Source organism: Sanguibacteroides sp. AM78-02pH3A, from assembly GCF_027666085.1.
GTDB classification, from domain to species: Bacteria; Bacteroidota; Bacteroidia; order Bacteroidales; family Marinifilaceae; genus Gabonibacter; species Gabonibacter massiliensis.
Map to the genome: position 1 here is coordinate 91,775 of NZ_JAQEHX010000007.1, position 14,210 is coordinate 105,984.

The window sequence follows — 14,210 nt, forward strand, 5'->3', positions numbered from 1 at the left end:
ATGGGATTAGCAAAAAGAATTATTCCTTGCTTGGATGTAAAGGCGGGATGTGTCGTAAAAGGGGTTTGTTTTCAGAATTTGAAAAATGTCGGAAGTCCGGTGGATCTGGCTCTTTTTTATTCTGATTGGGGAGCAGATGAATTGGTGTTTTTGGATATTGCGGCCAGTACTGACCGGAGAGGAACGGTGTCAGAGTGGGTGAAGGAGGTTGCGGAAGCAATAAGTATTCCTTTTACCGTGGGAGGCGGCATTGCCTCGGAACGGGATGTTGAAGTTTTATTAAAATGCGGAGCCGATAAGGTTTCTATTAATTCGGCGGCAATCGGGGATCCCGGCTTGATTCGTCGGCTTGCAACTAATTTCGGGAAACAATGCGTTGTCATTGCTATTGATGCCTCTGTAAGAGAGGGAGAATGGAGGGTATTTAGTCATGGAGGGAATCGGGAAACGTCTTTGATTTTGCGGGAATGGGCACGGGAAGCGGCTGATTTAGGGGCTGGAGAACTTTTGTTTACTTCCATGGATCATGACGGAACCTGTCGGGGGTTTGCTTGTGATACGATAGCTGCCTTGGCTAACGAGTTGACCATACCGATTATTGCTTCCGGTGGGGCCGGGAAGTACGAGGATTTTTATGATGTTTTCACGAGAGGAGAGGCGGATGCGGCTTTGGCGGCAGGTGTTTTTCATGACGGAAGGATTAAAATTCCGGGATTGAAATCCTATTTGGCAACGAAAGGAGTCGAGGTAAGAAATGTATTATTCAATAAGATATAAATGTTATGTTAGATATCGGTCGTTTAAAATTTGATAAGTCCGGTTTGATTCCGGCTATTATTCAGGATGTGAATACCCGTGTCGTTTTGATGCAGGGGTATATGGATGAAATCTCTGTCAGGCGGTCGTTGGAGACCGGGAAAGTGTGTTTTTTCAGTCGTTCCCGGCAATGTTTGTGGACGAAAGGTGAGGAGAGCGGGCATTTTTTGTACTTACGGGATATACTTGTGGATTGTGACGGGGATTCATTATTGGTAAAAGTGAAACCGGAGGGTCCGACTTGTCATACGGGACAAGATACTTGTTGGGGTGAGGAGAACGGTTCGGATAATTTTTTATTATACCTGGAACATTTTTTGCAAAAACGTAAGAATGATTCTCCCGAGGATTCTTATACGGCAAAATTGATTTCAAAGGGAATAAATAAGGTGGCCCAGAAGGTGGGAGAAGAGGCTGTGGAGCTGGTTATAGAGGCAAAAGACGAAAATCGGGAATTGTTTTTAAATGAAGCGGCCGATTTGCTGTATCATTATTTGGTTCTGTTGATGGCAAAGGGATATGAGTTGGAAGATGTGATAAACGTGTTGAAAGAAAGACATAGATGTAATAGGATTTAGTGATTTAGTGATTTGGTGATTCTGTGATTGAAAGATTAGATTTGAATCACCTAATCTTTCAATCTCCTAATCCACGCATTCATTTTGATTGCAGATTGTGAATTGAACACGGCTTTTTAATTTACCATTTGCAATCTATTTTAATCCCTCAATCTCCCAATCCCTCAATCCCTCAATCTCTCAATCTCAGAATCTTTAAATGGAGATGCGTATTTGGAAGGAGAGGTCGAATAGCTTATTATCATTGACTCGGGTGAGAGAGGAACTGAGGTATTCTTTTGCGGGATAGTATACCATTCCTGCTTTCAAGTAAAAAGTAATCGATCGGAGAGCTTTCCAGTTCAGGTTCAGATAGGAGCGAATGCCTTTGTCCTGATAGGCCGGAAAGGAGTAGCCGTACAATACGTTATGTTCATAGGCATAGATCCGGGAATGGTATCCGTCCGTGTTGAAATAGGCTATACGGAATTGGGTTTTGACGTTTTGCTTACGGATGGAGAATATAAAGTCTTGATAGATAAGTACTCCTTCCTCTTTTCGTGTATCTTTTTGATAATGAATATAGTCCAGACGACTACGAAATTCGAGAAAAGATAGGCTTTTGTTGGAAAATTGGAATCTGAGCTCGTTTCTCTGCCGTTGAACACGGGCTAATGTTTGTCTTACCGGATTTTCGGGCTTGGATTCGTGTTTAACGCGGAAATAGCATTCCCATTTGCGATAATAATAGGTGAGGTCGCATACTATTTCTTGACCGGAACCGGGAATCGTGGCCTGATAGCGGGGGGCAAAAAAGCGAAACCAGTCGTAATAGAGATTTATTTTCAGGTTTTTCACGGGAGAGCTTTCTATGCCGATATAGATTCCTTCTTCATTGGAGGTGTTGGAGTATTCGGCAAATCCCTGGTTATAATGGGAACGGTAATTCTTGTCGTAATGGCGGTATATGATGCAGGCGGAGGCTTTGGAAAATCCGCTGTAACGTAGTCCGTGAATGGTTCCGATGGCGCCCTTATCGCTTAGAGCAAACTCTCCGAAAAGGTAAAAGCTTCGAAAACCTGTTTTGTAGTCCAGACTGCTTAGAAATCGTTTGTTGCCGGTATCGTTATAACGTTGGTATGTGCGGTTTCCAACGGATAGTTGTGGGGTGAAGTCGTAATATAAGGCGTGGATGCCGATTCGAAAACGTTGATGATTCAGGTTAAAGGAACCTCCGGTCGTGAACTCTTTTAAGGTGTGCTTTTTTTTACACTCGGATAGGTTTCTATGATAGCCGCTTTGATAGAGAGAGGCTGTTTCCAGTTCTTCCGCATCAAGGCTGTCCCGGTTGATAATATTTCCGTCCTTTTTTTTGTAAGAAACGAACAGAATGGTTTTGATGTTTTTGTGCGGGGTCATGTATATGCCTATTCCTCTCAGAAAATGATTCTCATCGGTAGAGGTATAGGGGGCGATACCGTTTCCTGATTTTTCGTTGTTCAGAGAGGCTCCGGACTTTCCGACGGAGAATCCGTGCCAGGCGACCAGACCTTGTCCCCATTGTAATTTGTAATCCCCGATAATGATTTTTTGAAGCCAATGTTTGTTGGTTAACATCAAATGTGCGGATAAAAAGTCGAAACCGCTTTTTTGATATCTCGTGAAGTAGCTTTCTCCCGGGTCGTTCTCGAGCGTAAGACCTCCTGCCCAACGGGAACGGTTTCCTATTTTGTATTTTAACAGGGTTCCGAACGGTGGCCCCCGGAATTGTTTTTCCTGAGTTTTTTTTAAGTCTTTCTCTTTGAGGAAAGCCTCCCGCGTATATTTTCGGTAACCTGTTTGTGTGGGGTATGTTGTTTTGAGTCTGGCTAATAATTCTTGTTTAACGCGAGTTTTTTTCTTGAAAGCGGGTGTCGTGGCAGATGTACCGATTCGAATAAAGGGGAGAATATTGGTCAGATCCCTTTTTCCAATGCCGGTAATTAACAGGAGTTCATTCGGATGCTTGAAGGCTCCTATTTTGTTTCGGAAAATTAGGATTTGGTCGATTTGACTATCCGAGAGGAAAAATAACATTTTCAGGCTATCGAATCCGACCGTATTTATATCGAGGGGATGTTGTCGAAGATAGAACAGGGTGGTAAGCATCTCTTCGTAGTTTTCCTCTGAATCGAGAATGCCGTTCTCTTCCAGAAGTTTCTCTATATCGGATGTCTCTTGGGCAAAACAGTCCCAACATGGAAGGAGAAACAGACCGATGAGGAGGAGTACTCGTTTCATGATATACCAATTGTAAATGAGGTCTTAATCGTAAAAGAGTGTGTGAACAGACACACGGGAGCTATTCTTTTTTCAAAGTTATGGAAAAATGGAATACGTGTATTCCGTATGTGGTGTTAAATGGTATATTTTTGGATGAATGTGACGGGTTGTTTTTAAAACAAATCGGGGCTACGGGTCAATTTATGGCGGGATAACGGTAATCCCGGGAAAAAGTCGGGACGGAACCAACTCTCTGTAAAAATAAATCCGGTTTATTTTAAACCGGATTTATTTTTAGTTGGTTTTATAGTCGTATTTTACTTGTGCCAACTCTTTGTTGGCATCGACAATCTTCTTTTTAAGTGATTCTTTGAACTCCACGATTTTGTTTTTTAGTTCGGCATCTCCGACCGCTAAAATTTGTGCGGCTAAAATTCCGGCATTCATGGCACCGTTGATGGCTGTTGTTGCCACGGGGATTCCCGGGGGCATCTGGGCGATGGCTAACAGGGCATCCATGCCGTCGAGAGAAGCGTTAATGGGAACTCCGATAACGGGTAGGGGGGTCATTGCGGCTATGACACCGGGAAGGTGGGCGGCCATTCCGGCTCCGGCAATAATCACCTCGATGCCTCGTTTCCCTGCATTCTTTGCGAACTCTTCTACTTCTGCAGGTGTGCGGTGGGCCGATAAGGCATTTATCTCGAAAGGAATACAAAAGTCGTTCAATACTTTTGCAGCCTTTTCCATAACGGGCAGGTCCGAGGTACTGCCCATAATAATACTTACTTTTGGGTTCATATTTTTACGGGATTTTAAATTCAAAATTGTACTTTTGCGCAAAGTAAATAAAAAAAAACGAATTCGGGACGAATTGGCCCGATCTTCAATGGATTAAATTAAACAGGAATGAAAAAAGTCAGATTGCACGATAAGGAATTTCAAGTTTCTATTGAGGCGGCTGCGATTGATAGGGAGATCGAACGGGTTGCAGGAGAGATTAACCGTGATTTGCAGGGGGAACGTCCGTTGTTTTTAAGCATATTGAACGGGGCATTCATGTTTACTTCCGATTTGTTGAAATGCATCACCTTGGAGGGAACGGAGGTCAGTTTTGTGAAGATCGCTTCTTATGCCGGAACTTCTTCTACCGGTCGGGTAAAGGAGTTGATCGGGTTGAATGAAGATATAACGGGACGTACGCTTGTGATCGTAGAGGATATGGTCGATTCGGGTAAGTCCATGGTACATCTGAAGGAGATGTTATTGAAGAAGAGTCCCAAACAGATCAAGATTGTAGCGATGTTTTATAAGCCTAAGGCTTTGGTGCATGAATTGACTGTCGATTACCATTGCTTTGCCTTGGAAAATGATTTTGTCGTGGGGAGAGGGTTGGATTACGACGGTTTAGGGCGTAACCTCCCGGACTTGTATACGTTGTGTAAAGATTAAAACTGATTATAATGGCAGCAACCAATTTTGTTGATTATGTAAAGATATATTGTCGCAGCGGGGCAGGAGGTCCCGGTTCAACCCATCTTCACCGGGATAAGATGACGGCCAAGGGTGGACCTGACGGGGGAGACGGCGGCCGGGGGGGGCATGTGATATTAAGAGGCAATCGAAACTATTGGACGTTGATCCATTTAAAATACCAGCGGCATATTTTTGCCGAGGATGGGAAGAGCGGTAGCGAGTGTCGGAGTACCGGGGCGAACGGAAATGATGTCGTCATTGACGTGCCGTTGGGAACGGTGGCACGGGATGCGGATACGGGTGAATTGATCTGTGAAATTACGGAAGAGGGGCAGAAATGTATCGTTGTTGCCGGCGGCCGCGGCGGATTAGGAAACTGGAATTTCCGTTCGGCCACGAATCAGACTCCGCGTTTTGCCCAACCGGGAGAACCTCGCGTCGAACGGACGGTTATCATGGAGCTGAAGGTTTTGGCGGATGTAGGATTGGTCGGTTTTCCGAATGCCGGAAAGTCGACCTTATTATCGGTGGTTTCGGCGGCAAAGCCTGAAATCGCTAATTATCCTTTTACTACTTTGGTACCTAATCTGGGGATTGTGAAGTATCGGGATGATCGCTCTTTCGTGATGGCGGATATTCCCGGAATTATAGAGGGGGCCCATTTGGGAAAAGGGTTGGGAATTCGTTTTTTACGTCATATCGAACGAAATTCCGTTCTGCTGTTTATGGTTCCCTCCGATAGTCCTAATATTCATAACGAGTATAATGTTTTGCTTAATGAATTGAAACAGTATAACCCTGAGCTATTGGATAAAAGACGCGTGTTGGCCATTACCAAATCGGATTACGCGGATAAGGAGTTGATAGCGGAGATGGAGACGGATTTACCGGATATCCCCTATGTTTTTATCTCTTCCGTCACCGGGCAGGGAATTACAGAGCTTAAAGATCTGCTTTGGAAGGTATTGAATGAAGAATAAAGGCTTAATTTAGGGAAATTTACGAAAAAATCAGGAACATAGGGGAGATATGACCTCGTATATTCATTGAATTTTAAAAGAATTGGATATGAATTACGGCATTAGTATTTTGTTCAGAGGAATTCCCGTGTTTATGGCATTAATATGTTTTTTCCTGGGAGGTTATATTTTTTATTACGGAAGCGATACGGCTCGATTTGTTGCGGGACCGGTCGTTTTTTCGTTGGGAGTGATTTGTATGGCGTTATTCGCAACTGCGGCGACAATCATTCGACAATTGATCCACACGTATAAACCTGTTTTTAAATATGTATTGCCGGGGTTCGCTTATTTGCTGGCATTCGGTACGATCGCTTTCGGCATATGGATATTCAGTGCACACGATATGCCGGAATTGTTTGTTTCCGGTCATGTGATTTGCGGGGTGGGATTGATATCCGCCTGTATCTCTACCGCGGCGACTTCTTCCACCGAGTTTGCACTTATTCCCACGAATTCCCATACTCCCGGTAATAAAATTAATATTCAAGGATTTTCGGCGAAAACGGAAAGTGTTTTGATTGCCCTGGTTATTTTGTTTTCGGCCGTAGCTTGGGTGTGGGCTATTGTCCTGTTATCCGATTCTTCGGATTCGAATTCTTTTGTTGCGGGTAGCGTTATGGGGGGCCTTGCTTGTATTTGTACCAGTTTGATCGGTTTGGTGGCGAGTATTGCCCGGCAGATACGAAATGACTATACCGACCGGGATCGCAAATACTGGCCTATGTTGGTTTTTTTCATGGGTAGTGTTTGTGTGGTATGGGGATTGGTCGAGTTGTTTGCCGCTTCAGCTCCGGTGAATACGACCGGTTTTATTTTGATCGGTTTGGGGTTGGTTTGTTTCAGTATTTCCAGTAAGATCCTTTTATTGGCTAAGGTATGGAAACAGGAGTTTAAGTTGGCAAATCGTATTCCTTTAATCCCCGTTATAACGGCTTTGCTTTGCTTGTTCTTAGGAGCTTTTCTATTTGAAGAGGCTATGTTGGATGGGGCGTTTTTTGTTCCTGCCCGCGTGCTTGTCGGATTAGGGGGAATCTGCTTCTCGTTATTCTCCATCGTCAGTATTTTGGAGAGCGGAACTTCCGGGAAGTAAAATGTAAATGTACAATTTGATATATAGGCAATTGAAAATTAATTTTCAGTTGCCTTTTTTTTATGGAAAATATTTTGACAGGAACGGGATACATTTTTTTATGAAAGAATTTACAAATTAAAAACAGAATGATACCTTTATCCCAAAGTAAGATCAAAAGAATAAGTATGGACAAAGGAAGTTCTAACCTTCAGTAAAAAAGAGTTGGAAATTTCTGCTTGTGATTTTTATTTCGATTTGAATATTTTTGAATCGTTGTTCGGGTTTATCGAAGTAATTTCAGGTTAAAGAAAAAAAAGTATGAAGTGGTTATTGACTGTTGGTTTTATTTTTTGGTTCGGTTTTATTTTTGCTCAGGAAGAAGACGAATTGTATTGTGCGCAGAAGTTTTCCGGGAGTGAGAACATTCAAAAGGTGCGGGTTAATATGGATATTGATTCGAGCGGTAAGGTCGGGTTGGATATAAAATGGGTATTTCCGCGACTAAAGGCGGAACAGGATAGTTTGCTTTTGGAGATGAAAAAGTCGGAGAGTGAAAGACACAAATGGATATTGGATCACGTGGCGTGTGGAAAATTGGAATTGAAGAATTTTCGGTTTTTCGAATCGGAGGGGGACGAAGTACAGGAGATCGGTTATGAGATAAAAGGAACTCTAAGTGGTTTTTGTCGTAAAATTGGAGATCGGCTTTTCTTTTCTCCTTTTTCTTTTTCCGGGATAAAGAATCTTCGTTTGTCTCCCGGAGAAGAGGAGGTGCGTTATCCGGTTGCTCAAAAAGATACGATTTCCGTGCGTATACCGGAAGGTTATGTCGTGGAGATGGGAATTTCTCCGGTTTTTTTGTATAGCCCTTATGGGGAGTACTCTACGGAGATATCATGTTTTAAAGACAATCTTTATTTGAAAAGAAATTTTGTGTTGAATGCCGGAGTTTACCCGAAAGAGGCTTACGAGAGTTTTCAGTTATTTATTCAACAAGTACAGTTGCAGGATCGACTCCAATTTGTATTAAAACCTCAAAATAAATAACGGAGAGGGTTGGTGTGATTCAAATCTCGTTTAAATTTGTATTTTTGCTCTGTTGAAACTAAATAAAAGAAGATGGCGAAAAAAGAGAGGGTACAGGAGATGTTCAACGGAATTGCGCCGAAATACGATTTGCTGAATCATCTTTTATCGATGGGGATTGATAAAAGGTGGCGGAAAAAAGCAATGAAGGTGGTCGGAGCGGGATGTAAGGACATTGTTTTGGACGTGGCTTGCGGGACGGGCGACTTTTCGATGGAGGCCTTGAAACACGGGGTAAAGAAGGTGATTGGAGCCGATATCTCGGAAAATATGTTGACTGTTGCCCGGGAGAAGGCAAAGGAACGGAAATTGACGGAGCAATTGGACTTCCGTTACGGGGATAGCGAGAACTTGGAGTTCCCGGATAATACCTTCGATGCGGTAACCGTGGCTTTCGGAGTGCGGAATTTCGAACATTTGGAAAAGGGACTGACGGAGATGTACCGAGTATTAAAGCCGGGAGGAAAGGTGGTGATATTGGAATTTTCAACACCGGAGCGTTTTCCCATGAAGCAGTTGTATCGTTTCTATTTTAAAAGAGTACTTCCTTGGATCGGAGGCATCGTTTCCGGGAATCGAAAGGCCTACGAGTATTTGCCGACTTCCGTTTTTGCTTTTCCTCAAGGGGAAGCATTTTTGAAGATTATGCGTTCATGCGGTTATCGACAGGTCACTCAGTGTCGGCTGACTTTCGGTATCGCCTCTCTCTACGTGGGGGAAAAATAAGAGTAATTTACGATGGAATGATTTCGTGATGAATGGATGTAAAAGATAAAAAATAAATTCGATTTTGTGTCAGATGGTTTTATGGAATTATTGATACAACCATTTCGCATTTCTTGTTGTCTTTACCTACGGGGTTTCCTGTTACTATTTGGTAAGTTTCTGAATCACTTGTTTCTACATTGTTTATCGTTAACATTGCTTTTCCATCGTTATCGTAACTTATAGATAGGTGTAAATTGTAAATAGGATATCACTTAATTTTAGAATTCCTTGTTCTTTTTATTTACAATTGATGGGTATAAAGCGTCGCATAATACTTGTTTTCCTAAGTGTAGTTTATAAAATATGTTTTTATGACATATGTTTTATATTTTATATTTATTTATTCTTATCTTGTGGTACGATTTTAATATTTTAGTATTCTTTATTAATAGAAGGAATAAAAATGTGGTTGCTCTATTAAAATATTGAAAACAATAAGATGAGATTTAACTGTTAAACAATAGACGGGAGATGAATTTTAGGAATATAAATTTAGTTGCGGGTTACGAGCGAAAGATGATAACAAGGAATTTCGTTTTTATTCTTTTGGCTTTTTTGTTAGTGGGAGGTATTTTGGGTTTTCACGTTTTCGCTCATAGCTACTGGCGTGTCGATTCCTACGCTTTTCGGGCGGATATTCCTTCCGCCATCCCTTACACGAACGCTTACCTCTTCTGCGTGTTTCAGGCTTTTTGGGCCATTTTTGTGGCGGGAGATTTTATTAAACGCGAACGGTCGAAAAACACGAACGAGGCGTTGCTGTCCCGCCCGGTCGATAACATGGAATACCTGCTTGGGAAAGGCTTGGCCGTCGTGGAACTTTTGATCATGTTAAATGTCGTGTTGATGGTATTGACCGGGATGCTTCACGTTTTCGTGACAGACTCTGTCTTTTCTCCCTTGTTGTACCTGTTTTATTTCCTCACGCTGACGTTGCCGACGATTCTTTTCACCACGGCCTTGGTCGTCTGCGTGAAAATGTTCGTTCGTTCGCCAATTTTTGTTTTGTTGGGGTTGTTACTCTACCTGTGGGCATCGTTAGCCTTGCTTCCTTTTCTCGCTCACGGTGTTTTTGATTTCACGGCTTCCCGGGTGCCGAATATTTTCTCGCCCTTGGCGGGTCATCCCGGGATAGGGAGTTACCTGTTGCAGCGTATGATCTTTACCTGGATTGCCCTGGGCTTATTCGCTCTCTCCGTTGTCGGCTTTAAGCGATTAACCGGGAGGTGGAGACGGGCCGGGTTGATTATCACCTTTTGTTTTGTGGCGGGTATCGTGACGAGTTTTATTTATCTTTTTCCTTTCACGTGTCAAAGCGAGCTTCGGGAACACTACCGGGCTATTTACCGGGAGTACGATAACGCCGCTAAAGTGAACACGGTGGAGCACGAGATCACGTTTCGACGGGAGGGAGAGCGTTTATCGTCGGATAGTAAACTCTTGATCGAGAACCGTAACGTGACAGTAGTAGATACGGTATTGTTTTACCTTAATCCGGGTTTGGAGCTTTCCAGTTTAGTAATTGATAGCAAGGAATTGTCTTTCGAGCGGAAGGATCAGGTGATCGTGGTACCGTTTAGGATGGAGCCGGGATCTCGTTCGCTCGTCGCGATGAAATATTCCGGTAAGATCGAGGAGAATATTTGTTATCCGGAAATCGATGACAAGGAGTTTACCGCCATGGATTTTAACAACATGCTGTGCCTTGGGCATCGTTTTTTCTTTTTGACGGATGATTTCGCCTTGTTGACCCCCGAGTCGCTCTGGTATCCCACGACGATCCCTGTCGTGAACGTGGGGTTCCCGTGGATCTCCCGTCGTGATTACACGTTGTACAAGCTAAACGTGATAAATCCCGATAGGAAAACGGTGCTCTCGCAGGGGGAGATGTCCGAGAAAGGCGACACGACCTGTTTCAATAACGAGCGAAATCTTTTCGGGATCGGTTTGGTGGCGGGTGATATGGATAAAGAACAATTCCAAGCCCAAGATTTTTTAAGCGAGTATTATTATCCTCGTGGGGAGTTTCCTTGTTCAGGAGCCTTTTGGGCGTCGGAGGAGGGAAAGAGTCAAGCTGCTGAAAAGATCAAGTGGCAATTTGTCACGTATTACGGTTACCCGTGCGATAGGGTCGCTCTCGTGGAAGTTCCCGTCTCTTTTTGCACGTTTATTCGGCCGTGGAGAGAAGGGACTGATTACATTCACCCGGAACTTTTTCTTGTTCCGGAACGGCGAACAAGTCAATTGGGAGGTGGCGAGGAGGTGATTCAAAGAAGGATACGGAATGAACAGTCGCGTTTAAGGTCAAAAGGAATAAAAGATACCCCGTTGCCAGACATTGAGGCCGATATCATTGTAAATAATTTCAGTATGCATTATAAAGCGGGGCCAGTACGGGAATTTTTCTCGTGGTTGCCTCTCGTGAGAAAAGATAAGGATCGTAGTTCTCTCACGGCAGATTCCTGGAACAAGTACGAGTGCTCCTTCCTCGGGAGAGAGGGGACCCTGTTGTTGAGTTCCTCCTGTTATCCCATGATCAACTCGATCTTTAAGGCGATGAAGCCGGATAAAATAACGGGTATTACGGAGGTCAAAGTGGCAAGAGACATGGAAGCTATCGAGTATTTTTCCGGGAATAGCCTGGAGCAAGCTTTTCAGTCGGGGGCGAAAATTCCCGGGATGAAAGATGTCGTGAGAGTGAAGGGCGTCGATTTGTGGAATCGTTTGCGGAATTTGACGGGGGATTCCTTGATCCGGTTTGTCGATGATTTCGAGAAACGCTATAAATACCGGGAGGTGGATTTTGACGTGTTTTGTGACGAGTTGAATAGTCGCTTTAATATAGATGTTTATCCCGTGTTGAGCGTTTGGTACACGGGCAAGGGTGTCCCGGCGTTTGCTATCCGGGATATCGAGATTAACGAGAACCGGAATGAAAAGCAGGCGACGATTTATTTCAAAATTTGGAACAAGAGTGACGTGGAAGGTCTCGTCCGTGTGGATTATCAATATATAATGCAAACGGGTCTTGCCCGAAAGGGCGTGTTGCGATACGTTGCGGTAGCTCCCCGGGCTTGTGAAGAGGTCGCTCTGGCCGCTCAATTGAAAGGTTATTCGAATTATTTTTTTCTCAGTACCGGTTTCTCGAGAAATATCCCGGAAGAATTTTCTGTTTGGAACCCGGGTAAGGCTTGGGTGGAGCGAGACACGATCCGGGAGATCGACACGACTTATTTTTCTCCCGTGAATGAGATTATCGTGGATAACGAGGATGAGGGTTTCGTGATTCGAGAAGAACGATCTTCATATTTTGAAAAACCGGGTAAGGATAAAAAGTATAATCTTTATCCCCCGAAGCAATCCGAGTGGCGGTGGACGCTATTTGTTTCGGATTACGCTTACGGTGATGTGGTGAAAAGTTTTTACAGTAAAGCGGGGGGCAGCGGTAAATCCCGGGTGGAGTGGAATGCTTCAATCGGGGAAGCCGGAACATACGAGCTGTTTATCAAGCATGTTCCCACTAGTGGAAGTCCTTTGTCATTTCAAAAAGATTCACCGGTTGAATACTCTTTTTTTCATGATGGTGTGGAAGATAAAATATTTTTTATCCCTCCCGATGAGACGAAAAGAGAGTACGATTTTACGGTTAAATTACGTCCGGCTGTCGGGGGAGAAGAGGAGACTAAATTGAATTATTCGACAGAGGAGAAAGGCTCTGATTTTTTTAACGGATGGATTATTTCTGGGAAATATAAACTTTCTCTGGGTAATGTAAAAGTGGTGCTTTTAGACAAGGGAATTTTGCCCGGTAAAGTATTGACTGCCGATGCTGTGAAATGGGTGAAAATAGATTGACGATAGTGGATTTAAAGGTTAGATTAATAGCTGATACTATTAAATAGAGTCGGGACAAAGAAAAAGAGGCTGCTTGTCAAACAGACTCTTTTCTATGGGTAAGACATGAACTCGATTTCGAGCCAGATGAATTTATCGTTTTTTTGATACATGTACCGTGCAAGTCGTATCTACTCTGCCTATTATATTTTCTGCTTTTATTTCATAAACTCCGTTGTCTTCTTGCTTTGCCTTTACTATCGTTAACGTTGCTTTACCCGTTGTTGTATCGTTTTTTATCGTTGTTCTATCGTTGTTGTATATTCTACGGTTTTCTTTATACCAACGAATTTCGGGAGTTGGAGTTCCTTTGACGATAGCTTCAATCTTAATTGTTCCGCCTTGCGGTACTGTTTGGTCGGATGGTTTTTTGATAAACTTCGGCATGGAATTTTCTGCATTACTTGTCGCATTTGTCGTGCAAATATAGCCTCCTGTGAGCGCCATGAATAATGTCATGATAAATAAAATCTTCTTTTTCATGGTTAAAAATTTATATATTACAAGTTTAGTAAATAGGATGGATTTATAAAGACTAAATTCAACTCAAAATTATAATACAAGAATTTCGCAAGTTGCACTAACTTTGCCTAAATCGTTTTCTGCCACCACTTCGTATACACCCGAGTCGCTGATTTTTGCGTTTTTTATCGTTAATGTAGATCTTCCATCTTTGTAGTATATGGAATACTTATCGCTCTCGACGATTCTGCGGCCATGTTTATACCAACGAATTTCGGGAGTTGGAGTCCCTACAGCTTTGGCCTCAATTTCAATGTTTTGGTCTGTTGATGCAGATTTTCTGGGTGGCGGTACGGAGCTAAATTCTGGCATTGTTTCTCCTGAACTACTTGCTGCATTTGTCGTGCCAATATAACTCCCCGTGAGAGTCATGACGAACATCATAATGAATAGAATTTTCTTTTTCATAATTAAAAATTTTATGTGTTATATAATAATAACAAATTAACTAAAAATAATTATATATATCAAAAATATTATTTGATATTTTATTTAAATATATATAAGTATAAGACTTATAAAATTAAAATAATAATAAATAAGCTAATTGATGGAGAAAATCTAAAATTTGCGAGAAGATAGGTGTATATTGGATTGATAGCACATTGTACCCTTCCCTGTGGGTTATAAAAAAAGAGAGCGGGAGCTCTCTTTTGTGTTTTTACCATTCGACGTTGTCGCGGTTGACCGGCATGGTCATGCAGCGGGCTCCGCCTCCTCCGCGGGGGGGGTCGG

12 protein-coding genes are annotated in these 14,210 nt (G+C 42.8%); 8 read left to right on the forward strand and 4 right to left on the reverse strand.

Annotation, left to right across the window (positions count from 1 at the left end; all coding sequences use genetic code 11):
* Nucleotides 1-777, forward strand: coding sequence for an imidazole glycerol phosphate synthase subunit HisF (hisF, locus tag PGR74_RS11025; RefSeq protein WP_041502410.1), 777 nt, complete (start codon nt 1-3; stop codon nt 775-777).
* Between the two features lie 5 nt (nt 778-782).
* A complete protein-coding gene (gene hisIE / locus PGR74_RS11030; RefSeq protein ID WP_041502409.1) occupies nt 783-1,394 on the forward strand; it encodes a bifunctional phosphoribosyl-AMP cyclohydrolase/phosphoribosyl-ATP diphosphatase HisIE in 612 nt (203 codons plus the stop codon).
* 195 nt (nt 1,395-1,589) lie between these two features.
* On the opposite strand, the gene PGR74_RS11035 is transcribed toward hisIE, so the two are convergent.
* Entirely contained in the window at nt 1,590-3,653 is a 2,064-nt protein-coding gene (locus tag PGR74_RS11035; protein WP_041502408.1) for a helix-hairpin-helix domain-containing protein, read from the reverse strand.
* Between the two features lie 276 nt (nt 3,654-3,929).
* Nucleotides 3,930-4,436, reverse strand: a complete 507-nt coding sequence (gene purE / locus PGR74_RS11040) for a 5-(carboxyamino)imidazole ribonucleotide mutase (protein WP_041502407.1) — start codon at nt 4,434-4,436, stop codon at nt 3,930-3,932.
* A 108-nt stretch (nt 4,437-4,544) separates the two neighbouring features.
* Here purE and PGR74_RS11045 point away from each other — a divergent pair, with 108 nt between their 5' ends.
* The 6 genes from PGR74_RS11045 to PGR74_RS11070 all read left to right on the forward strand — a co-directional run bounded on the left by PGR74_RS11045 (nt 4,545) and on the right by PGR74_RS11070 (nt 12,914).
* Nucleotides 4,545-5,087, forward strand: a complete 543-nt coding sequence (locus PGR74_RS11045) for a phosphoribosyltransferase (protein ID WP_041502406.1) — start codon at nt 4,545-4,547, stop codon at nt 5,085-5,087.
* A gap of 11 nt (nt 5,088-5,098) precedes the next feature.
* Nucleotides 5,099-6,091: a GTPase ObgE gene (obgE, locus tag PGR74_RS11050; RefSeq protein WP_041502405.1), complete on the forward strand. Its 993-nt coding sequence runs from the start codon at nt 5,099-5,101 to the stop codon at nt 6,089-6,091.
* A gap of 88 nt (nt 6,092-6,179) precedes the next feature.
* Entirely contained in the window at nt 6,180-7,223 is a 1,044-nt protein-coding gene (locus PGR74_RS11055; protein ID WP_041502404.1) for a DUF2776 family protein, read from the forward strand.
* 300 nt (nt 7,224-7,523) lie between these two features.
* Nucleotides 7,524-8,252, forward strand: a complete 729-nt coding sequence (locus PGR74_RS11060) for a hypothetical protein (RefSeq protein WP_041502403.1) — start codon at nt 7,524-7,526, stop codon at nt 8,250-8,252.
* 72 nt (nt 8,253-8,324) lie between these two features.
* Nucleotides 8,325-9,017 (forward strand): bifunctional demethylmenaquinone methyltransferase/2-methoxy-6-polyprenyl-1,4-benzoquinol methylase UbiE, encoded by a 693-nt coding sequence (gene ubiE, locus PGR74_RS11065; protein WP_041502402.1) that lies wholly within the window; start codon nt 8,325-8,327, stop codon nt 9,015-9,017.
* Between the two features lie 513 nt (nt 9,018-9,530).
* Nucleotides 9,531-12,914, forward strand: a complete 3,384-nt coding sequence (locus PGR74_RS11070) for an ABC transporter permease (RefSeq protein WP_270517159.1) — start codon at nt 9,531-9,533, stop codon at nt 12,912-12,914.
* 132 nt (nt 12,915-13,046) lie between these two features.
* On the opposite strand, the gene PGR74_RS11075 is transcribed toward PGR74_RS11070, so the two are convergent.
* Both PGR74_RS11075 and PGR74_RS11080 read right to left on the reverse strand, forming a co-directional pair.
* Nucleotides 13,047-13,436: an immunoglobulin domain-containing protein gene (locus tag PGR74_RS11075; RefSeq protein ID WP_041502400.1), complete on the reverse strand. Its 390-nt coding sequence runs from the start codon at nt 13,434-13,436 to the stop codon at nt 13,047-13,049.
* A gap of 69 nt (nt 13,437-13,505) precedes the next feature.
* Nucleotides 13,506-13,883 (reverse strand): immunoglobulin domain-containing protein, encoded by a 378-nt coding sequence (locus tag PGR74_RS11080; protein ID WP_041502399.1) that lies wholly within the window; start codon nt 13,881-13,883, stop codon nt 13,506-13,508.
* Between the last annotated feature and the right edge of the window lie 327 nt (nt 13,884-14,210).